Source organism: Paenibacillus sp. 19GGS1-52, from assembly GCF_022369515.1.
Lineage (GTDB): Bacteria > Bacillota > Bacilli > Paenibacillales > Paenibacillaceae > Paenibacillus_AQ.
Genome location: NZ_CP059724.1, coordinates 6,798,704 through 6,821,117, shown reverse-complemented (window position 1 = coordinate 6,821,117; position 22,414 = coordinate 6,798,704). Strand labels below are relative to the sequence as shown.

Sequence of the window (22,414 nt, the reverse complement as noted above, 5' to 3'; positions counted from 1 at the left end):
TTCTAAAGGAACAACCTGATAGCAACCTTAAGCGTACTTTAAAATAACCTAAAGATTCAATTCTTTGGTCTGATACACAAACAACGCTATACTACACTCAAGAGGATACAACCTAAATCCCAAGTGAAAAGGTGAACCACTGATGAATAAAAAGGTACTAGTAGTCGATGATGAGCCAGGTATCGTAAGCGCGATTGCTTATGCACTCCGGCGTGAAGGATATGAAGTGGATACGGCCGGTGACGGAGAAGAGGCACTTAGCAAGGCGTTGACTTTTCATCCGAACGTCATTGTACTGGATGTGATGATGCCCAAGATGAGCGGCTACGATGTCTGCCGGAAGCTGGAGCATCGGGACGACATTGGAATTATTTTGCTCACCGTTAAGAATGATATTGTCGATAAAATCGTCGGTCTGGAGCTTGGCGCGGATGATTATATGACTAAGCCATTCGAAATCCGCGAGCTGCTGGCCCGCGTAAAGGCGCTGCTGCGCAGACTGGATAAGAATACGGGCGAGGTCAAGACAGAGCTTATTCAATATGGTGAGTTGCGGGTTCACCCGGATCATCGGACGGCTCAGCTTGGCGAAACGTTGCTGGAATTAACCCCAAAGGAGTTCGATCTTCTGCTACTCTTGTTGTCCCATCCCCAACGTGTGTATATGCGGGATGAACTGTTGGAGCAGGTATGGGATATGGATTATGCAGGAGGCACACGTACGGTGGATATCCATATGCAGCGTCTGCGTAAAAAACTGGGTGATCCGTACCAAAATATACTGCAAACCGTTTATGGTATTGGATACAAAGCTGTACCGGAGGCGAGGAGTTATTCATGAGAGTGAGTATTAAACTGAAATTCAGCCTGTTTCTGGCGGTACTGCTGATTCTAGCTGTAAGTGTGTTAAGCTATGTCGTTCTGCGCGGAGTGGAGCGGAATCAGCTGACCCAGACGGAAGGGTATCTGGCCCAGCATGTCAAAACCGTCAATCTGCGGGTGAAGCAGACTTTTTATACAGGTGCGCGCCTGGAGCCGCAGGCGTTCATGCAGCAGCGGGGCCGTGAGCTGGCGGTAGAACTGGCTGGATTCACCGGACTTGAGGTGACACTTTATAATGCTAAGGGGCTGCTCGTGGGTTCCTCGGTTCAAGGCAATCCAAGGCCCAGCACTCCGGATGTGAAGGCAGTGCTGGCCTATGCGCTGCAGAATAAAATTGCTTATGAGAGTGTTGGGGAATCACTTCTATACTTAGCTCCGCTGCAGGGGCCTGAGGAGCAGATGGGGGTAGTACAATTACAATATTCACTGAAGAGCTCCCAAAGCTTTCAGCGAACATTGCAGAATTTATTCCTAAGTACGGGGATAGCCGTGCTGGTCTTCAGCTTCATTCTCGGCTATCTGTATTTCAATCGGGCGGCCGCAGCGATTAGACGACTTAAGAAAGCAGCGGAGGATATTCGCCGTGCCGATTATATCGCAGCCCCTCCTTTTCGGCGTAAGGATGAACTGGGAGAGCTGGCTGAAGGCATCTACTTCATGAGTAAGGAAATTGAGAGCAACATCGCTGCCAAGGATGAGGAGCAGCGTAAATTACAGTTGGCTGTGAATAAGCTGCAGGCGCTGGAGCAGCAGCAGAAGCAGTATATCGGCAACATCAGCCATGAATTCAAAACACCCCTGACCGCCATTAAGGCCTATGTGGATCTGCTTAATATGTATGATGATGATCCCAAGCTGCTGCTGGATGCCAAGGTCAACATTGCTAAAGAAACACAGCGACTGTACGAAATGGTTGAGAAGGTGCTAGAGCTAACTGCGCTGGAGAAATATGATTTTGAATCACAGGCAGAGCTGCTGGAAGTGTCGGAAGCCCTGCGTGATATTTGCGGCCGTATGAGCGGCAAGGCGGAGCGTTACGGGCTGATTATTACCCTTGATGTGGAGCCCGCTCATATCTGGATTGATCGAGAAAGCTTTATGCATATTTTTATCAATCTGCTGGATAATGCGATCAAATACAATGTCCCGGAAGGGACGATTCATATTCATTGTGAAACGAGGGAAGGCCGGGTATGGCTGACCATTCGAGACTCTGGCATTGGTATTCCCGAGGAAGCAAGGGACAAAATATTCGAACCCTTCTACACGGTCAACCGGGATCGTTCCAGACAATCCGGGGGTACGGGGCTAGGCCTGTCACTAGTGCGCAATTTGGTGGAGAAGCAGAATGGGAGTATTGCTCTCTTAGAGACGGAAGGGGAAGGCTCGACGTTCCAGCTGTCTTTTCCGGCTATATCCTGAGGTCTCGAATGGAGCTTAATGTTTGAATTAACATCAAAGTTTACAACTTGGAAACATCCTGTGACGGTTTGGAAATACTCCTCTAGTATACTTGGAGCAAGGATTCAGCTTCCGAAGCAGTGGTGGACAATGTGATTTCGAGGGGGACATCATTCATGCAGAAGATCATCAACAGTAAGCTCGGCACAACCGTGCTAATTCTGCTTAGTACGCTTAGCTTGCTGTCCATTGCTGCTTGCGGCACGGGAGAGACTGAAGCTCGGAAGATCATTGAGCAGTCGGGGAAAAAGATCACCGTGATGGATAACACTACCGAGTCCGTTTATACGAAGCTCAAACTTACGAGCATCGATAAGTTGGAGGGCGTGCGGGGAATGGATTGGGTTAGTGAGGACATGCTGGTTGTGGACAAAGAAAACAAAGAACAGACCCCGGTCACCGTTGAGGGTCAGCAGCGTTATCCGCATAATTTCTATCTGCGTGACTTGGCCTCCGGCAAGGAAACACCGCTGAAGGAAGGCGAGAAGAGCCTTGGTTTCGCGTTGCTGTCACCTGACAAGAAGCATGTATTCTATAAAGAGGTGTATGAGGCTACGGGTATCGGCTATATTATGGATATGGAGACTGGCGTGTCTGTAAAGACGGGTGATGCGGAATTCATGACCACGGAGGGCGAATGGGCGGACAATGAGCATGTTATTTTTCCGAATATGGAAGGTAATATTGTTAGAGTTGATGTGAGCGGTAATAGTGAGATTGCAGTCAAGACCGGAGTGGGTTATGTGCATAATGTGGTGCAGGCGGGTTCGATCATTTATTACATTGCCCATGAGGACAGCCAACTGATCGCCTATGATACGGAAACCAAACAATCAGTGGTGCTTACAAAAGAGGTCATGTGGGCCATTCCCTCACCGGATGGTGCCAAGCTGGCGCTGGTGAAGCGGACTGCACCTACGGAAATGACGCTGTTCCTCTGCGATACCGCAGGCAATGAACTTTCCACACTGGCTTCTGGCACGCAAGTATTCGGCACAAGCTGGTCACCCGACGGCAGTAAGATAGCCTATACTACCACTTCCGAGAATGGAAATGAGAACGGGTTGTTCATCACCGAAGTAGAGACAGGAGAGCAAACCCCGATTTCCAACGATATGCAGGCCTCAGACAAGCTGCGCTGGAGCCCTTCGGGCAAGAAACTATTGACCTCTACATCGGTCCTCAAGGACAATGCCTATCAGTTTATGGCGTACGTGATTACGTTATCTTAGGAAAGATATAGCAGCAGACATCCTTCGCGGGTGTCTTTTATATTGTTTCATTAAAACATACTTGACAGGTGTGAATAAAGGGGTATATGATAGCACAAATACTTCACCACTAATTAAATGAACAGTAAAATAATATGTTGAGCCGATTGGACAGCCAAAGGCTCCCGCACTTTTCCTAAGAGAGGATCTGGTGCCGGGAGTCTTTTTGTGTTCGAACAGGGGCGGAAATGCGGAGGAATAGATGAGCGAGAAGCACTGGGAGCAGCTGGAGCAGGCCGATTGGCTGTTTCGCAAAATGGTTCGAAGATTTGTGAAGGAACGGGATCGGGTTTCGGTGGAGGGGATAACATTGCCGGGGATGCTGATTCTGCACAAAATCATCCGTGAGGGTGAGCAGAAGCTTGGCTCTTTGGCGGAGCAGTTGGATTTCACCTCTGGTGCCATCACCGCATTAAGCGACAAGCTGGAGGCAGGCGGATATACGGTGCGCAGGCGCAAAGAGGATGACCGCAGAACGGTATTACTGGACATTACGGATAAGGGCCGGGAAATGTATGAACGTAACGGCAACATCGGGGCCCGATGTATTACGCTTCTGTTCGCGGGTTTTACGGAGGAAGAACTGGCTCTGCAAAGCCGCTTCTATGAGCGGATCATCAGCAATCTGGAGGGCTTCGCGGATGCTCTTCTGGAACTGGCGCAGCAGAATGCTGAAACTCCCGTCCCGTCAGCTCCTGAACAGAAGCCGCAGAGAAACACGAAGAAGAGTAATTATCTAAGCTACTAACAAGCAGAGGAGACATGAATCAATGGGACATTCAACCGTTTATCCAACAGGAGCAACACTATATAACACGGGTAAGGCTTGGAGCGGGTACACCGTATATCAGGCAGGGGATGAAGGTGTCGTCTTGATCGACATGAACGGCAAAGAGGTGCATTTGTGGAAAGGGCTGATCGGCTTTCCTGCTAAAATACTCCCGGGTGGTTATGTGCTTGGAAGTACAGGCAGACGAGATCCCAAGTTCGGCATTCAGGATAATGTAGATCTGGTGCAGGTCGATTGGGACGGCAATATCATCTGGAAATTTAACAGCTACGAGCATATCGAGGACCCAGGTTATGAGCCACTATGGTATGCACGCCAGCATCATGATTATCAGCGGGAAGGCAATCCGGTAGGTTACTACGCACCAGGGCTTGAGCCGAAAGTCGCTAGTGGCAAGACCCTTATCCTGGCTCACAAGAACCTCTATAACCACGAAATCTCTGACAAACAGCTGCTGGACGACACAATTATAGAGGTGGATTGGGAAGGGAAGATAGTTTGGGAGTGGGCCGCCAGTGACCATTTTGCCGAGCTGGGCTTTGATGAAGCTGCCAAAAATGTGCTGTTTCGTGATCCGAACACGCGGTCCTTCGGAGATCTCGGCGGCGGGGTAGGTGATTGGCTGCATATCAACTCGGCTTCTTATGTGGGGCCGAATAAATTTTATGACGCAGGCGACCAACGTTTCCATCCGGATAACATTATCTGGGATGCTCGGGAAGCCAATATCATCGCCATTACAGAAAAGAGCAGCGGTGCCATCGTCTGGAGACTTGGACCGGACTATTCCCTACCGGAAGTGAAGCATATTGACTGGATTATCGGCCAGCATCACGCGCACATTATTCCGCAGGGCTTGCCAGGAGCAGGTAATTTGCTTGTATTCGATAACGGCGGCTGGGGTGGTTATGGCCTTCCCAATCCATCCTCACCTATTGGGCAAAAGAATGCGCTCCGCGACCATTCGCGGATTCTGGAGATTAATCCAGTGACGCTGGAAATCGAATGGCAGTATACCGCAGCCGAAGCTGGGTTCTCTGTTCCGACCGATTCTTATAAATTCTACAGTCCTTATATCAGCTCTGCCCAACGCCTGCCTAATGGCAACACGCTCATTACGGAGGGATCTAATGGCCGACTATTTGAAGTTACGCCCGAGCATGAGCTGGTCTGGGAATATATATCGCCATATACCGACCGGAGAAATACGAATATGGTCTATCGTTCCTATCGTGTGCCGTATGAATGGGTACCACAGCTTAACAAGCCGGAGGAAATAGCTATCGAGCCGATAGATGTAACTAGCTACCGAGTACCGGGGGCAGCGCCAAAAGGCTCAGATTCTATAGTGAGCGTTGCAACTACACTGCCGTTCATGGATGGCGCTGCTTGCGTAGCTACTACGGATGAGAGCAGCAGCCGGACAGCCAAGTAGACTATTCTATTATGAAGAGGTGCGTACACTTGAAAAAATCATGGTTTGGTTCAGGTTTTCTGCTCTTATCCCTATCACTAGTCCTACTCTTGTCAGGCTGCAGCTCCAAAGGAGACGCCGCGGCGTCTGAAGGAACAACGGGCGACAAGCCAGTGACTTTAAAGATCAAAATTGCTGATATCAATACAAATACGACGTTCCGTGTGGCTGTGGATAAAGGGATTTTTGCCAAGCATGGTATCGATGCCGAGATAGTGAACTTTGGTACACCGGCGGAAGGTGTAAATGCACTATTCATTAAACAAGTGGATGTTGCTTTCGGTGCGGATTTCCCAGTGCTGAACGCCGTAGCCAAAGGGGATTATTCCATTATCGCCTCCGCAGGTCTGGCAACAGATGCAGCAGCTGCAACGTGGAAATTGTTCGTTAGCGATACCATTCAGCAGCCGGAGGATTTGAAGGGCAAGAACTTAAGCTTTATGCGGGGCACATTTTTGCCTTACCTGTGGGATGAATACTTGAAGGAGAACCATATTGCCCTTGGTGATGTGACCTTGACGGGACAAGGAGCTTTTGATGAAGCTTATATTGCATTGAAGCAAGGCGATGTGGATGCAGCTTGGTTTAGTGGTTCTGCGCTTAATGATAAGCTGAATGCTCTTAAAGGTGTGCATGAGCTTACGGATATGTCTAAGACGACGGTACGTCTGGGTATGGGGATTGTGACATCCAATGATTTTGCGAAGCAGAATCCTGAAGGAATCGCCAATTTTCTGGCAGCCGTTAACGAGGCTTCAGTCTATGCCCAGGCCAATCCGGATGAGGTTGCCGACATTATGTTCAAAGAAGTGAAGCAGCCGAAGGAGAATACCTTGAAGGATCTACCGACGAACCCTTGGATCGTTGGGTTTACGCAGGCTGCTTATGACAGTCTGGCCAATCAGAAGAAATATATGGTCGACACCGGCATCATCGCCAAGGATTTTGATCTCGGCAGTAAGCTGAGTCTGGAGCCGTTGAAGCAGGCTTTGCCGGAGGCAGTTACGTACGAGAAATAGCTTGGGGTACGAAGCTATACTAAGATGTCTATGCTCACAAAACTTTCGGGAGGTGTCTTAACATGTCTTTACCTGCCAAGCAGAATACGATTCATATCGAGCAGCTCCGCAAAAGCTACAGTGAGCCAGCAGCCGGAGAGCTTCATTACATTATTAAGGACGTAAACCTTGTTATTAAAGGCGGAGAATTCTTCGTGCTGCTGGGCCCAAGTGGCTGCGGGAAATCGACGTTGCTGAATATGATCGCCGGTTTTGTCTCCAAATCTGGCGGCAACCTACGGGTGGATAATGTTGAAGTGAATAAGCCGGGCAGAGATAGGGCGGTTGTTTTTCAGCAGGCAGATTCTTCTTTGTTTCCTTGGCTGACTGTTCGGGAGAATGTGGAGTTTGGTCTGCGGATGAAGAAGACCGCGAGAACGGAGCGGCGTAATATCTCAGACCGGTATATCGCACTTGTAGGGTTGAACGGGCATGAAGAAAAGTTCCCGAAAGAGCTGTCGGGAGGCATGAAGCAACGCGTCCAGCTGGCACGGGTGCTGGCGAATGAGCCGGCTATTCTGCTGATGGATGAACCGTTTGGAGCGCTGGACGCGATGACCCGCCGAACGATGCAGAAAGAGCTGGTGAATATTTGGCGGGAGACGCATAATACGGTCATTTTTGTGACCCATGATATTCAGGAGGCCCTGCTGTTGGGAGAGCGTATTGGCATTATGTCTGTAGGGCCTTCCTCCAATATCACCGACATTTATGAGAACACGCTGACCTATCCGCGGGATGTAGCCTCACCAGAGTTCTACTCGCTATACAACCAGATTCAGCAACATTTCGAAGAACAGGATTAGGTGGGATATATGATGAAATGGATAGAGAAGAAATGGGTTTCCGTATCTTTATTGTGGATTGCCGTCCTTGGCATTTGGCAGCTCGGAGCTGTTATCTACGGTGTAGATGTCATTCCTGGACCCTGGAGTACCCTGAAGGGTGGGCAAGAACTGCTGGAGGATGGTACCTTGCTGCAATATATTGGCATAAGCTTTTACCGAGTACTGATAGGCTGGGTTCTGGGCAGTCTGGTCGCCATTCCGGTGGGGCTTATTATTGGAAAGGTAAATCTGATCCGTATCTTTGCCGAGCCGTTCCTGAACTTTATCCGCTTTATTCCACCCATTGCCTTCATCACGCTGTTTCTGGTCTGGTTCGGGATCGGGGAGCAGTCGAAGATTGCGCTGATTATGTACGCGACCTTTTTTATCGTGGTGCTGAATACTTTAACAGGCGTAATGTCAGTGGAGGAAGACAAAATCCGCTCCGCCCGCAGCATGGGGGCCAATGAGTGGCAAATCCTGTTGCATGTGATCGTTCCGGCCACCATACCTTATATTTTCACAGGTGTACGGCTGGCGATGGGTACCTCCTACATGGCTATTATCGGCGCGGAGATGATCGCTTCCAATGAAGGCGTGGGTTATCTGATCTGGAACTCGCGGTTGTTCTTCCGCACCGATTGGATCTTTGTAGGCCTGTTCTGCCTTGGTTTTATGGGCTTTTTTACCGATCGGCTGTTCGGCTGGTTCGGCAAGCGGGTGCTGTACAGATATGGCGTGGTCAGTGTGGGAGCGAGAAGAAGGTAGCAAGCGAAATGCAACTCTAACTGTCCTTATGGGCAGTTTTTTTGTGCGTCTATCTCTTTACTTGCCAAGCCTATTTATTTACAAATGTTCCTATCTGGCTTAATGCCAAGGAAATAGTAGACCTCTATACTGCAAGAGGGTAGAGAACAGCTTGGAATAGAGAGAAGCCCGCAAATAAAGAAATAGGAGTGAAAGGGAAATCATGAAAAAAGGGATCAAGAAACAATGGTTGCTGGGTTTAATGCTGTCCTTGCTCGTCCTGTTGCTTGCTGCTTGTGCAAATTCGGAAGCCAATGCTGATAACACGAACGGAAATTCGGGGGTTAAAGAGTTAAGCCTGCCTGAGCTTGAAGCTGCAGCCAAGAAAGAAGGCAGCGTGGTCAGTGTAGGTATGCCGGATACTTGGGCCAATTGGAAAGATACATGGACTGATATTACTGGGAAATATGGAGTTACACATGCAGATACAGATATGTCGAGCGCAGAAGAAGTTGCCAAGTTCGATGCAGAAAAAGATAAACCGACTGCAGATATCGGCGATGTTGGGATCGCTTTTGGCCCTGTTGCGGTAGATAAAGGGGTAACACAACCTTACAAAACCTCTTACTGGGACGAGATTCCAGCTTGGGCGAAGGACAAGGATGGACAATGGATTGTCGGATATCAAGGAACCATTGCCTTTTTAACGAACACTAAACTTGTCGCTGATCCACCTAAGAGCTGGGAAGATCTGAAGAACGGCAACTACAAAATTATTGTTGGCGATGTTACCAAAGCTGCACAAGCTCAGATGGCCGTGTTGGCTGCAGCGATTGCCTTTGGTGGCGATGAATCAAACATTGAACCGGGAATTGCCTTTTTCGAGGATTTAGCTAAAAAGGGTCGTCTCTCCAATGCCGAAGCTTCGCCTGCCAACATTGAGAAGGGTGAAGTTGAAGTAACGCTGTTATGGGATTTCAACGCGCTGAACTACAGAGACCAGATCAACAAGGATGGTTTCAACGTTGCTATTCCAAAGGAAGGCAGTGTTGTGAGTGGTTATGCAACGATCATCAACAAATGGGCTCCGCATCCTAATGCGGCTAAGCTAACCCGGGAATATATCCTCAGCGATGCCGGACAGATTAATCTGGCTAAAGGATATGCCCGACCTATCCGTGATAGTGTCATTCTGCCGGACGATGTGGCGGCTAAGCTGCTGCCAGCAGATGAATATGTCAACGCTAAACCTGTCAGCGATTATAAGGCTTGGGAAAAAACAGCCAAGAGCATTCCGCAGCTGTGGCAGGAACGTGTACTTGTCCACTTGAACTAGTTATTTCTAAATGCAGTGAATTGTAAATATTGGGGCGCCTTCGTCAGGTATGCGATGAAGCGCCCGCTTTTTATTTCCATGTAAGGAGCGAAACCAAGATGAAACTGAGAAAACGCGGCGTGATTCTAGCACTACTCCCCTTCGCACTGATGGTGCTGGCGTTTCAGCTTGTCCCTATATTGTCCATGCTGACAGGCAGCTTTCGCAACGAGGACGGAACAGGTTTTACGCTGGGGAATTATTTGCATGCGCTGCAGAGTGCCTATTATATGCAAGCGATCAAGAACAGCCTGCTGATCTCCATCTCCTCCAGCCTGCTCGGAATAGTGATTGGGCTGGTATGTGCCTATTGCATCACCCGTTTTACTCCAGCTGTGCGTGATCGGCTATTGATGCTGTCCAATATGACCTCGAATTTCGCCGGAGTTCCGCTAGCCTTCGCCTATATTATTTTGCTGGGGAATAATGGTGTGTTTACGCTGTTGTTCAAACAGTGGGGCTGGAGCGTGTTCTCGGATTTCAACCTGTACAGCTGGTCGGGCCTGATATTGGTCTATGTATATTTTCAGGTTCCATTAGCGCTGTTGCTCCTGTATCCATCGTTTTATGGGATTAGAGAGCAGTGGAGGGAGGCTGCCTCCTTGCTGGGTGCAGGACCCTGGCAGTTCTGGAAAACCATTGGCCTGCCGATTCTGTCTCCGGCCATCTTCGGCACACTTGGCATTCTGTTCGCCAATGCGATGGGCGCTTATGCGACGGCGTATGCTCTAGTTGGCGGCAATTATAACTTGCTCGCCGTAAGAATTGGATCACTGGTCGCCGGTGATGTCGTCACTCAGCCGCAGATGGGCAGTACGCTGGCTGTACTGCTTGCGTTAACAACCTTGCTGGCTGTGTATCTCAATCACCGGATGCTTCGGCGCGCACAGCGATTCGGCAGCAGTGGACCGCTCCGAAAACCGCAGCCCAAAGGCAATGTTGCGCAGCGCCTCAGACCTGCGGCCAGAGAGGAGATGTAACCATGAACACACGAAAAGCGGGCTTCGCACCGCGTACTTTTATGCTGCTGCTGATGGTTTATTTATTGCTTCCCCTGCTCGCGACCGGCCTGTATGCCTTTGCACAGGATTGGCAAAATAGCTTGCTGCCTAAGAGCTGGACGCTGAATTGGTTCAGTGAGATGTTCAAGGATATCCGCTTTCTGGAGGCGCTGTGGACATCGCTCTATCTATGCTTTATCAGTGTGGCGCTAAGTCTTGCCGTGATGCTGCCAGCTGTCTTTGTAATCACCCTCTATTTTCCGCGCTGGGAGAGTTTTATGAAGGGCATTGTTGTTCTGCCCTATGCCGTGCCGGGCGTAGTAGCCGCAGTTGGGCTTATTCGTACTTACTCCTCGGGGCCGCTGAATATTGCCGGAACGGCCTATCTGCTGATCGGTGCTTATTTTGTAGTCATTCTCCCCTATATGTATCAAGGCATTCGCAACAGTCTGTTAACCGTTTCTGCCGTAGAGCTGCTGAATGCTGCTGAACTGCTGGGCGCCCGCCGTAGAACGGCTTTTGTAAATGTAATTCTGCCTAATATTTGGCCGGGGGTTATCGTCTCGACATTGTTATCGTTCTCCGTCTTGTTTGGTGAATTTGTGCTCACGAACATGCTGGTCGGTGGTCATATTAAGACTATCCAAGTGTATTTATATCAGCGTGTTGGAGAAAGCGGGCATTTAGCGAGTGCGATTGCCATCTCCTATTTTGTATTTATTCTAGTTCTGTCGACAGTACTGATGAAGCTTGGCAAAAAAATGGGGGGAGGGGTACAGGGATGAAGGATTATTTGAAGCTGCAGGGTGTGCGCAAAATGTTCGGGAATTCATGTGTACTGGACGATGTGGATTTGGAGATCCGTGAAGGGGAGTTAGTGACGCTGCTCGGGCCTTCCGGCTGCGGAAAAAGTACGCTGCTCCGCTGTATTGCAGGCCTTACGGAGCTTGATGGGGGCAGGATTATCCTGGAGAACAAGGATTTGGCGAAGCTTCCTCCCCGCAACAGAGAGGTAGGAATGGTGTTCCAATCTTATGCACTGTTTCCCAATCTGAGTGTGAGCCAGAATATTGAGTACGGGATGAAAATGCGCGGGTTATCCAAGGTCGCACGTCGCAACCGCTGCGAAGAACTGCTGGCCATGGTCGATCTGGAAGCCAAACGTGATGATTATCCACAGTCGCTTTCGGGCGGGCAGCAGCAGCGTGTCGCACTGGCCCGCTCGCTGGCAGTCCAGCCTAAGGTACTGCTGCTCGATGAGCCGTTAAGCGCATTGGATGCCAAGATCCGCAAGAACCTGCGGACGGAAATTCGCGATATCCAGAAGAGGCTGAACATGACGACGGTATTTGTCACCCATGATCAGGAAGAAGCGCTCATTCTCTCTGATCGGATCTGCATTATGAATGGCGGACGGATTGTTCAGGATGGCTCACCGGAGGGGCTGTATACAGCGCCACGTACGGAGTTCGTCGCCCGCTTCATGGGCAGCTATAATGTGTTGAGCCGAAGCGAAATCATGGCGTTGTTCCACGGAGTGGAGAGTAACTCCGAAAGCTTTGCCATTCGTCCAGAAGCAGTCTCCCTGCTTCTAGAGGGTGAAGGCTCCTTGGATGTTGCAGACGGCAAAGTTCTGGTGAGTGGAACCATTCATTCGGTGTCTGTATTGGGCAATATTATTCGTTATACAGTCGATACAGCAGGCATTATGTTGACTGTCGATGCTCTGAATGACGGGCGCTTTCTGCGGATAGGAGAACAAGATCACGTTACCTTGGTACTGGACCCTTCACAGTTGCTGCATCTGGAACGAGAAGGCGCATAAATATATTAAATATAGTAGAGGAGGCAGGACAACAATGACCGAAATAACGAACAAGCTCATCGTTGTAGTATTGGACGGACTCAGATATGACGCGGCCCGTAAATATATGGGCTATATGGAGCATCTCGTGGAGCAGGGGATATTATCATGTTATAAAGTCCAGTCGGAATTGCCCAGCCTGTCACGCCCTCTTTATGAAGTGCTATTAACAGGCACACCAGTGGCGAAGAACGGCATCACGGCGAATCATATCGTCAGGCTGAGCCATGAACAGAGCGTCTTCCATTTGGCCGTTGCTGCCAATCTGCGCACAGCCGCGGCTGCTTATCATTGGGTCAGTGAGTTGTACAGTTCTGCACCGTTTAACCCGTTTACGGATCGTCATCAGCACAATGTACTTAAGCCGATACAGCATGGCAGCTTTTATTTTGAGGATCAATACCCGGACAGCCATGTGTTTGCAGATGCCGAGTATTTACGGCAAGCGTTTGATCCGCATTTTCTGTACATCCACTCTATGAATATTGATGATGCCGGACATCATTATGGCGGGGAGAGCAAGGAATATGAATATTCCGTACGGAAAGTAGACGGTTTGCTTGCGACTGTATTACCGCTCTGGATGGAGCAGGGCTATAAGATTCTGGTCACGGCAGATCATGGAATGACCTCGAGCGGTTATCACGGAGGAGTTACTCCTGCAGAGCGGCATGTGCCATTATATACGTTTGGGGACGGTGTGCTGTCACTGGAAAAAGAGGTGCAGGCGCTGCCTCAGCTGCGGCTCGCTCCGCTAATGTGCCACTGTCTGGGTCTGGAGCCTGCGGCCGCGATGAGCAAGGAGGGTTTGCCTCCTTTTGTACCCGTAGTGTCACGTAAGGAGGAAGATGAGGCGGTGCAATTATAGGTCGAAATGGGCTGGGAGATGTACAAATATTATGTCTAAATACGAAAAAATGTATATCTAAACCCAAGATGATTTTGTATAATCTTTAGTATATATTACCTATTTAGGGGGTTTGTTTGTGAGTAGCTCAAGAGCTCTAAAATGGCTTACAGGTTCGTTAGAAATTATATTGGCAATTCCGCTTCTTGGAGCCGCCATTGTAATTGGTAGTGGATATACCGTACTAGGATTAACGTTTATCCTACATGTAGTAACTTTGATCTTATCCTCGAAGAATAAAGAGCCATTTTACGGTTCAGTATTGGGGATTATAACGTCGTTGCTGGCTTGGATTCCATTTGTAGGTTGGATCCTGCATTTAATCACTGGAATTCTGCTTATGGTAACTGCAGCACAGAAGCCTCGTCAAGCAAGAAATAATACATATCAGGCCTAAGGACTAGCTATAGTCCGAGGTAGATTACAATACAGCCCGATTCGGTCATTTTCCGAATCGGGCTGTATTCATGTTATAATGAGGAAACATTTTAGAGCGCAATAAAAGGAGACATACCGTAATGGAAGTAACAGCACAAGAAGTAGCGGAATGGATGGTTAAGGAGATTCGCTTTACCGGCACTTTGTATCAGACGGCTGCGATTGAATATGTTAAGGAGAATTTCGGGGAGCAATTTGTATTTGTGAATGAGAATGGCAATGCTTCGCTTTCCAAAGATGTGAAGAAGGTTTTCCGCAAGCTGCATGGCGGTAAGATTGCTTGGGACCGGGATGGGTTTCTGTGGGCCTGGACGTAACAAAACAGATCATTAGCGTAACCGCGATGATCTGTTTTTTTTTGCGTCTATATAACTAAATATATTCGGTCATTCCACGTTCCTTCAGCAAATCGACGATCTCCTTCACAGACTGCGCCTTATCTTTGGGACAGATTAAGAGTGCATCCTCGGTGTCCGCAATAATAAAGCCATCAACGCCAAAGGTTGTAATCAGCCGGCCGTTGCCGTAGATGATGGAATTGTGTGTGTCGATGCCCACATGATTCGCTTTGATAATGTTGCCTGCTTCATCCGGAGGGAAGATTGCCCCCAGTGCATCCCAACTGCCGATATCATTCCAGCCAAATTGACCGGACAGCACAACGACATCATCAGAGCGTTCCAGGATGCCATAATCAATTGAAATGCTTTGCAGCGTCGGATAAATCTGGTTAAGCACTTCTTCTTCCTGTTCGGTACCCAAACAATCCCTGATTGGCAGCATAGTCTTATAGAGACGAGGCAGGTAACGCTTGAAATTATCGATCACAACAGATGTTTTCCAAATGAAGATCCCGCTATTCCATAAAAAATTGCCTGATGAGAGATAACCCTGCGCTTTCTTGAAGCTTGGTTTCTCCACAAATTCCGCAACCTCATAGATGGCGACAGGATTCGTAGAAAGTGGCTCTTTATCAAAGGCAATATAGCCGTATCCTGTAGAAGGGAAAGTAGGCTTAATCCCGATCGTTACAATTTTGTCTGACTCCATGGCAACCGTGCAGGCTTCGTCCAACGTCATCCGGAATTGATCTTCATCAGTTATATAATGATCAGAAGGCAAGACGACCATTAAAGAGTCACCGTGTGCTTTATCAATGGACAATGCCGCAAAAAGGATGCTTGCTGCCGTGTTTCGCGCCACAGGTTCGATCAGTATGTTTTTTCTGGACACACTGCTATGCATGATACTTTCCATTAATACGGCCTGAGAACGATTTGTCACGATAACCGTATTCTCCTGAGGAATAATCCCTTTGAAGCGTTCGATCGTATCATTTAACATAATATCGTTGCCGCTGATATTCAGCAGCTGCTTCGGTGTCTCTTGTCTGGACAGCGGCCAGAAGCGTGTTCCGCCCCCGCCAGCTAGGATGGTAGCGAATCTATTCATGATGCATCACCAAATGGGCAATAGAGTAGGAAATGATACTTTCCGAACCTTGATTAAGGTTCAATCCTGTCGAATGGATGCCGTCATAACAAGCCCCGGTTTGCGGATCAATCAGAGAAATATTCAAAGAGTTATGTCCTAAATACCATTGGTAGCATAACTGAGCTTGCTTCAGGTAAGCAGGGTCTTGGAGAACAATAGCGGCTTCTTGGCAAGCAAGCAGCATTTCGCAGGCTTCAATCGGCTGTTCGTCATATGGAGCAGCTTCTCCAGCTCTCAGCAACCAGCCATGGCTGCCAATCGGCTTATAATATCCTTCTATAGAAAAGGTCTGCGATGCTAGAAAGTCCAAGCTTTCCTTGGCAGTGTCCTTCAATTGAACGTTGCCGGAAATGCGGAAGGCCTTTAACAGAGCCCAAGGCAGCATCGAATTTCCGTACGTAAGGCTGTCTTCGAACCAATTCCAACCCTTCCCTTTGTTGCGGCTGTAGGATTCGTGTAGACGGACAGCAATATTCTCGATTAGGCTGAGGATAAATGCTTTGGGCAGGAAGGCTTGTTCTTCCGCTGTATTTGTATTGTGATGGTATGGAAAAGCGTAACTTAAAGCATCAGGCGTCTCTATTAAATAACTTAGGCCTACAAGTGCATAGGCACCAGCGCGAGGAGAGACAAGCGCCTCAAGATGCGGTAAGGCTTGGTTGATCAAGTAACGACAGGTATTCATTAAATTATCAGGCAGGGAGTCCGCATGCGAGAGGGCGAAGCCTAGCGCCCATAATGTGCGTCCTTGGCAATCCTCAGAGCCACTATCCTCCATAAAGGAACGGTTATAATCCATGAAATTTCTGAAGTTCCCAGCTGTATTCTGCGCGTGATGGATGAAAGAAATATAAGTATGAATCAGGTCCAGCGCCGCTGAATCTTTCGTACGACTGTATAAAAGAACGGCTGCGATTAGAGCCCGCGCATTATCATCTGTGGTGTAGCCCTTGGAACGGTCAGCAACACCAAACTTCGTATGCTGAAAAATCCCAGTATCATCGGTTATTCTGTATAGGTAATCAGATTTGAACTGTTGAATCGTTGGGGTTTCCATTAAATCACGCTCCTATTGGCTAACTCGGAGATTGCGATTTTTTCCTGAAACAGAGCAGCATAGGTTTTGGCAATTTCGCTCCACATCATCGTTTTTCCCAGTTCCAGCGTACGGGCTTCCATTTCCTTCACCATATCAGGGTTATTTAGTAATTGTAGGATACAAGCTTCTAGGGAAATGGAATCATGAAATTGTGCCAGCAATCCCCTACCTTCGGCGAGCATTTCCTCGGCATATCGATAAGGAGTGGAGATAATGACTCGTCCATAACCTACTCCATATGCCAAAGTACCACTAACGGCCTGATCTTTACCTAAATAGGGAGTCATATAGATATCTGACATTACAAGCGAATGAATGACTTCTTCTTGCGTCAACAGCTTGTCGACGAAGAGAACGTTATGTTGTAGATCACATTCTTCCACGAGATCCAACAGCTTTTGTCTGTATACCTCGCCTGTTTCTAGTTTAACTACCGGATGTGTTTTTCCCCAAATGATGTAAAGAGCCTCCGGATGCTGACTAACTACTCCGCGCATAGCCTCTATGCCGTACTCAATTCCCTTGCCAGGACTTAAAAAGCCAAAGGTGGACAATATTTTTCGGTCTGCAAAGCCGTATTGTTCTTTGAGTTTTGCTCTGGATTCGCTTTGGACATAAGGCACCCCATGATGAATAAAGGCAATTTTTTGGGTGTCAATTCCATAAATAGAGGTCAAGTCCTTGACGGTAGACTGCGCCATCGTTACAACTTTAACAGCCAGTTCCGCAACCCGATTGATGATAAAGCGTTGTTTGACAGATGGTTTTGTCAACACGGTATGAAAAATGGCGATATAGGGAATCCGAAGTTTCTCGACGAAAGGAATTAAATATTCTCCGCTTTCGCCCCCATAAATACCGAATTCATGCTGGATTACAAGCAGATCAACATTTGAAGAGTTAAGATAATGGGCTGTTTCTGTATAATCTGACTGATTTTCCTGGTCAATCTCTCTAAGGACCTGTTCCCCATATTGGTAAGAAGCATTATTGTTATTAATAGCAATAATACGAGGTTTGTTGAAGCCCTTAATCTGTGCAAATTGATCTAATAAATCTTGTGTGAACGTTGCAATGCCACATTCTCTTGGCAGACTCGTGCCCAAAAAAACGATATTTCGATTGCGATTTATGTTATCCATTCAAAGAGCCTCCCTATGAATCCATTTTTTGGAGAAAAAAAAGAAAATAAAGAGGACTTTATTTTCCAGAGAAATTTTTTTATTTAAAATTATTGTTAAAAATGCAATTGTTTTCCTTTTGTTACTATATCATGACCGTTTTTTCTTGTCAATTTCATTGACTCTCCTGTATTCTATATATATATTGATGTTGGAGGTGCAAGTATGCCAGTAATAAAGAGTAAACTGAATGAGGTCATGTTGAATCATGATCCAAAACTATCCATAAGAAAGCTTGCAAAAGATGTTAATTATCACTTCGATTCCGTGCGTCGGATGTATAAAAATGAGATGGTACAGTACCCCCGTGATTTGCTGCTGAAGCTTTGTTTATATTTTGATGTTCAGCCAGGGGAACTCATTAGAGTCGAGGCGGATGAAGATAGTGATTGTACAATAGAGGAATCGAATGATCGTCAGGAGGACGGAAATGACAACGAATCTACTGAAGCCCGCAACCTGTGAGCAGCTTTTGGATACATTTTTTGCGAACCTGCGTGTAACGACGGTGAAGAAGTTAACCTTCTCCGGGGTTGGAAATCGGGATGTATATAATATAACAGCTCCGTTTCAATATAACGGGGAGGAAGTGCTGCTGGGAAGAGTAGAGGAACGAAATAGTGAGTTCTCCCAAGTCTTCTTTTTCACCTGTGAGGATGAAGTTTGGAGTCCACGTATACATACACATACATACAACCTGCAGGATCCATGCATGACCATCATTAAGGATGAATTAATTGTAGGTGGAGTCGAAGTCATTACGGATGTCGATGTTCCTGATAAGATTGTTTCATGGGTCACTCAATTCTATCGTGGATTTGATATAGATTCGTTAAATCATTTTTCCTCCGGTCCTGGTACGATGAAAGATATTCGCCTAATCGAGCTTGGGGATGGCCGAGTAGGGGTATTTACAAGACCGCAAGGTGAACGGGGTGGAAGAGGGCAGATCGGATTTACGATTATTCCTTCGCTGGAAGAATTAAATGAGCAGACCTTTATTGAAGCAGAGGTGCTGCAAGATCAATTTGTGTCAGAAGAGTGGGGAGGGGCGAACGAAGCCCATTTATTGAGCAATGGCCATATAGGCGTTCTGGGCCATATAGCCTGTCTTGATCATAGTGCAAAAAAACATTATTATTCCATGGTTTTTTCGCTGAATCCTGAAACCTTCGAGACTACGCCGATTAAGATTATTGCTACAAGAAGTGACTTTCCCATCGGTCCCGGCAAACGGCCAGACCTGAACGATGTTGTTTTTAGCGGTGGACTGATACGGTCTGGTAATGGCCGGGCAGTACTTTCTGTGGGAGTTAGTGATGCGGAGGCTTACCAAATTGAGATCCCCGACCCTTTTTGCGAATATGAAGCTTGAGAACGGCTGATTTGACTAGATTCTATGGTCATGTTATAATTAGATTGACAAGAATTTATGGTCAAAGAGAGCGGGAACTATAAAATGAGTAAATTAATCCAATTAAATGAACGTGTCGCTGGAACAAAGTCCGAAATGAAACTAGCTAGAAAAGAAGGACGTATTCCGGCTGTATTATATGGTGTAGGTAAAGATACGCTTACTTTGGAAGTTAATGAAAAAGAAATGCTTACTATGCTGAAAAAGAATCCACGTGCGATTCTAGAGGGCAAGGTATCTGATGCTAAAGTGATGCCGATCATTGTTCAGCATATTGAAAAAGATACTTTCACAGGTAAATTAGTGCATATCGACTTTCAATATGTGAACATGTCCGTTAGCATGGACAGTAATGTTACTCTTCATTTCTCTGGAGAACCAGTTGGTTTGAAATCAGGTGGAGTTCAACAGGTAGAAATTTATGAAGTACAAGTTCGTTGTATGCCTGATGTACTGCCAACTTCGATGGAAGTTGACATTAGTGGTCTTGAAGTCGGCGAACAACTGCTCGTTTCCGATCTTGTTTTCGTAGACGGCATTGAAGTATTGACTGATCCTACTACAGTTATCATTCAGATCAAACTGGTACAAGAAGAAGTTGAAGAAGAAGTAGCAGCAGCACCAGTAGCAGAAGTAGTAACACCGGCCTAATATCAAAACTATACAGCATTAGCTAAAACCCCTTACCGCAGCAAGTGTTTAGATTCGAGATTCATGAATCTTCGCACTGTTGCTGTAAGGGGTTTTTAGGTTATACCGGGACGACTCGGCTGTCCTTCTCCATAGAAGAGCTGCAGAGCGGGCAGGGCTTTACGGATAAATGATCCTCAGCCCCACCTGCTTTCACACGCGTCCAGCCCGGGCAGGTCTTACCGGTACATTTCCATACAGGAACCGTATGGGTTCTTACCGCTAAGGTTCTGCTGGCTGGCAATGTTCTTGTTGTTACAGGTCTACTTCCGTAAGCAGGTGCTTCGGATGCAGCAGCAGAACGGAAAGCCGATAGCATAAAGCGGGAGACTTCGGCTTTTTTGCCTCGATGCTGTGCAGGGGAGCTGATAAATAGCTCCTCCCGAGCCCTCGTAACGGCTACATATGCAAGTCTGCGTTCTTCCTCCAGTGCCCCCATATTGATTGCTCCGCTGCTTCCACCCGCTTTCTTCCGATCCTTCAAACGATCGCCTTCCAGTGCAGAGCTATGCGGAAGAATACCCTCAGAGGCTCCAATCAGGAAGACAACCGGAAACTCTAGCCCCTTAGACTTATGAATCGTCATCAGCGCAATCCGGTTACCCTGCTCGCTTGCTCCAGGTAGGCGGTTATGTTCATTTCGCTCCGTAACATTGGCAATGAAATCAAGGAATGCGGTTATGCTGTCGAAGCGCTCCGCCGAGGCTTCCAGCTCGTCCAGCATTTCTTTTAGAGTCTCTCTGTGTAGTGTCGCCTGAGAGCGCCCATTGGCCTCGATGAAATAATCGTAGAATTGGGAACGGATCTGCCGGATGGCTTGCACGGGTGTGAATTCTTGCAGGTTCCGGATGAGATCGAGCCTTTCTCTGAGCTTGACGCCTTTGAAATCCTCCATACCAGGCATTGATAACAGATGGATCATGGGTCCTTGCTTCGGCTGTACAGTCTCCATCCGGCGGATGTGCTCCATGCCTTTTTCACGGTTCATATATAAGGTTGGCAAGATATTCTCGATTGCGGCAAAGTCACGCCGGTTCACCGAAAGCCGCAAATGGTCCACCACCGGCGAAATCAGCCAGTGCTCGTACAATAATTGGCTTGCACCATAATCGATATAAGGAATATCGCGCAGGAGCAGCAGTTCCAGAATAGCCCGGTTACTGCTTGATGCCCGGTACAGCATAGCGAAATCACTATACTCTCGTTTACCGCTCTCTACTTCGCCCAGAATATGCTCGACCATTTGCTCGGCCTCTTCGTCTGCAGTTTGCGGACGCATGTATTGAGGCTGATTGCCGCTAAGCTTGGCTGATTGCAGGGTTTTGGAACGCCGCCGCTTGTTATGCCGGATAATTCCGTTGCCCAGCCCAACAATAGCGGGACTGGAGCGGTAATTGATATCCAGCGTAATCACTCTTGCCCCCGGATAAAGCTGCTCAAACTCCAGAATAAACTCGCTGCGTGCGCCGTTGAAGGAATAGATGGTCTGATCATCGTCTCCGACGACCATCAGATTATGCTGCGGATGCGAGATCATCTTGACCAGCTCGTATTGCAGGGCGTTCGTATCCTGAAATTCATCGACCATGACGTACTGATAGCGCTGCTGCAATTCCTGCAATAACCCTGGCCGCTCCCGCAACATCTGGTAGGCGATTAAGAGAACATCATCGAAGTCGATCTTGAAATGATCTATTTTCCATTGTTCATAGATTGTCAGAATGGCTTTCATCTCTTGCTCAGCCGTTGTGCCTTCCGGCAAATCCGCAAGCTTGCCCATATTCATCTTGAAGGAGGAGAGCAGTGCCAAGAGGGTTTCCGGTGGATAAGCGTCCTTAGGCAGACCCAGCTCACGCATAATCTGCTTCAGCAAAATATGCTGGCGGCGCGTCTCGTGGAAAATCTCCTGCTGCAAGCCCTGTCTGCGCAGGAAATACAGGAAAAAAGAGTGGAACGTGCGAGCCTGCAGCCGGGCAGCGTCGTCTGCGCTCACCCCAGGCAGCAAGGCTATGCGTTCACGCATTTCTGCCGCGGCCTTGCTGGAGAAAGTCAGCAGCAGCAGTTGGCTAGCATGGATGCCGCGTACAGACAGCAAATAACCGGTTCGGCAGATCAGAACCGACGTTTTGCCAGAGCCAGCCCCGGCTAGTGTCAGCAGCGGTCCCTTATCGTGCCTTACGGCGGTAATTTGCGGGAGGTTCAGCAGAATTCCACCCTCCTCCAGCCTGCGGAAATATGCCGAATCGTTCTCCTCCGGCTGAACCAGTTCTCTACTGGTCTGGGCGGAGGCTATCTTTGCTTTGGGTATTTGTTCTCCGGTCGCGCCCGGAGGGATATTATGAAATAACAGTTTGTTCAATGCATTCACCTTCAATAATTTCTTGTGTTGATCCATTAGCCAATCTACAATATACCATCCCCGCTGGATGGATGCACAAATT

Annotated in this window: 22 protein-coding genes; 18 read left to right on the top strand and 4 right to left on the bottom strand. The window is 47.9% G+C overall.

Features of this window, described 5'->3' with window-relative positions:
* Positions 1-142: 142 nt before the first annotated feature.
* The 15 genes from H1230_RS31290 (at position 143) to H1230_RS31220 (ending at position 14,412) form a co-directional block, all read left to right on the top strand.
* A complete protein-coding gene (locus H1230_RS31290; RefSeq protein ID WP_239713670.1) occupies positions 143-841 on the top strand; it encodes a response regulator transcription factor in 699 nt (232 codons plus the stop codon).
* Positions 838-2,304 carry a sensor histidine kinase gene (locus tag H1230_RS31285; RefSeq protein ID WP_239713669.1) on the top strand — a complete coding sequence of 489 codons (1,467 nt, stop codon included), beginning with the start codon at positions 838-840 and terminating at the stop codon, positions 2,302-2,304. Before H1230_RS31290 ends, H1230_RS31285 begins: the two co-directional genes overlap by 4 nt.
* A gap of 155 nt (positions 2,305-2,459) precedes the next feature.
* Entirely contained in the window at positions 2,460-3,575 is a 1,116-nt protein-coding gene (locus H1230_RS31280; RefSeq protein WP_239713668.1) for a hypothetical protein, read from the top strand.
* 241 nt (positions 3,576-3,816) lie between these two features.
* On the top strand, positions 3,817-4,362 hold the full coding sequence (locus H1230_RS31275; protein ID WP_239713667.1) for a MarR family winged helix-turn-helix transcriptional regulator: 546 nt from the start codon (positions 3,817-3,819) through the stop codon (positions 4,360-4,362).
* Positions 4,363-4,384: 22 nt separating this feature from the next.
* Positions 4,385-5,839: an aryl-sulfate sulfotransferase gene (locus H1230_RS31270; protein ID WP_239713666.1), complete on the top strand. Its 1,455-nt coding sequence runs from the start codon at positions 4,385-4,387 to the stop codon at positions 5,837-5,839.
* A gap of 29 nt (positions 5,840-5,868) precedes the next feature.
* Positions 5,869-6,897, top strand: coding sequence for an ABC transporter substrate-binding protein (locus H1230_RS31265; RefSeq protein ID WP_239713665.1), 1,029 nt, complete (start codon positions 5,869-5,871; stop codon positions 6,895-6,897).
* Between the two features lie 62 nt (positions 6,898-6,959).
* Positions 6,960-7,742, top strand: a complete 783-nt coding sequence (locus H1230_RS31260) for an ABC transporter ATP-binding protein (RefSeq protein ID WP_239713664.1) — start codon at positions 6,960-6,962, stop codon at positions 7,740-7,742.
* A gap of 12 nt (positions 7,743-7,754) precedes the next feature.
* Entirely contained in the window at positions 7,755-8,531 is a 777-nt protein-coding gene (locus H1230_RS31255) for an ABC transporter permease (RefSeq protein WP_239717672.1), read from the top strand.
* A gap of 202 nt (positions 8,532-8,733) precedes the next feature.
* A complete protein-coding gene (locus H1230_RS31250; RefSeq protein WP_239713663.1) occupies positions 8,734-9,846 on the top strand; it encodes an ABC transporter substrate-binding protein in 1,113 nt (370 codons plus the stop codon).
* Between the two features lie 98 nt (positions 9,847-9,944).
* A complete protein-coding gene (locus H1230_RS31245) occupies positions 9,945-10,865 on the top strand; it encodes an ABC transporter permease (protein WP_239713662.1) in 921 nt (306 codons plus the stop codon).
* A 2-nt stretch (positions 10,866-10,867) separates the two neighbouring features.
* Positions 10,868-11,671 carry an ABC transporter permease gene (locus H1230_RS31240; protein ID WP_239713661.1) on the top strand — a complete coding sequence of 268 codons (804 nt, stop codon included), beginning with the start codon at positions 10,868-10,870 and terminating at the stop codon, positions 11,669-11,671.
* Positions 11,668-12,711 (top strand): ABC transporter ATP-binding protein, encoded by a 1,044-nt coding sequence (locus H1230_RS31235; RefSeq protein ID WP_239713660.1) that lies wholly within the window; start codon positions 11,668-11,670, stop codon positions 12,709-12,711. Before H1230_RS31240 ends, H1230_RS31235 begins: the two co-directional genes overlap by 4 nt.
* Positions 12,712-12,745: 34 nt before the next feature.
* A complete protein-coding gene (locus tag H1230_RS31230) occupies positions 12,746-13,618 on the top strand; it encodes an alkaline phosphatase family protein (RefSeq protein ID WP_239713659.1) in 873 nt (290 codons plus the stop codon).
* Between the two features lie 118 nt (positions 13,619-13,736).
* Complete coding sequence (locus tag H1230_RS31225; protein WP_239713658.1) at positions 13,737-14,054, top strand: hypothetical protein; 318 nt, start codon at positions 13,737-13,739, stop codon at positions 14,052-14,054.
* A 121-nt stretch (positions 14,055-14,175) separates the two neighbouring features.
* Entirely contained in the window at positions 14,176-14,412 is a 237-nt protein-coding gene (locus H1230_RS31220; protein ID WP_154120796.1) for a DUF6953 family protein, read from the top strand.
* Positions 14,413-14,467: 55 nt separating this feature from the next.
* On the opposite strand, the gene H1230_RS31215 is transcribed toward H1230_RS31220, so the two are convergent.
* The 3 genes from H1230_RS31215 to H1230_RS31205 are packed head-to-tail and all read right to left on the bottom strand — an operon-like array spanning position 14,468 to position 17,830.
* Complete coding sequence (locus tag H1230_RS31215) at positions 14,468-15,547, bottom strand: mannose-1-phosphate guanylyltransferase (RefSeq protein WP_239713657.1); 1,080 nt, start codon at positions 15,545-15,547, stop codon at positions 14,468-14,470.
* On the bottom strand, positions 15,540-16,646 hold the full coding sequence (locus tag H1230_RS31210) for a glycosyltransferase (RefSeq protein ID WP_239713656.1): 1,107 nt from the start codon (positions 16,644-16,646) through the stop codon (positions 15,540-15,542). Before H1230_RS31210 ends, H1230_RS31215 begins: the two co-directional genes overlap by 8 nt.
* Positions 16,646-17,830: a glycosyltransferase family 4 protein gene (locus H1230_RS31205; RefSeq protein ID WP_239713655.1), complete on the bottom strand. Its 1,185-nt coding sequence runs from the start codon at positions 17,828-17,830 to the stop codon at positions 16,646-16,648. The genes H1230_RS31210 and H1230_RS31205 overlap by 1 nt, the downstream gene beginning before the upstream one ends.
* A 204-nt stretch (positions 17,831-18,034) precedes the next feature.
* On the opposite strand from H1230_RS31205, the gene H1230_RS31200 reads away from it, so the two are divergent.
* From H1230_RS31200 to H1230_RS31190, 3 genes are all read left to right on the top strand, one after another.
* Positions 18,035-18,334 (top strand): helix-turn-helix domain-containing protein, encoded by a 300-nt coding sequence (locus H1230_RS31200; RefSeq protein ID WP_239713654.1) that lies wholly within the window; start codon positions 18,035-18,037, stop codon positions 18,332-18,334.
* Positions 18,300-19,244, top strand: coding sequence for a DUF1861 family protein (locus tag H1230_RS31195; RefSeq protein WP_239713653.1), 945 nt, complete (start codon positions 18,300-18,302; stop codon positions 19,242-19,244). The genes H1230_RS31200 and H1230_RS31195 overlap by 35 nt, the downstream gene beginning before the upstream one ends.
* Before the next feature lie 84 nt (positions 19,245-19,328).
* On the top strand, positions 19,329-19,934 hold the full coding sequence (locus H1230_RS31190; protein ID WP_239713652.1) for a 50S ribosomal protein L25: 606 nt from the start codon (positions 19,329-19,331) through the stop codon (positions 19,932-19,934).
* 100 nt (positions 19,935-20,034) lie between these two features.
* Here H1230_RS31190 and H1230_RS31185 read toward each other — a convergent pair whose 3' ends face one another.
* On the bottom strand, positions 20,035-22,332 hold the full coding sequence (locus tag H1230_RS31185) for a UvrD-helicase domain-containing protein (RefSeq protein ID WP_239713651.1): 2,298 nt from the start codon (positions 22,330-22,332) through the stop codon (positions 20,035-20,037).
* Between the last annotated feature and the right edge of the window lie 82 nt (positions 22,333-22,414).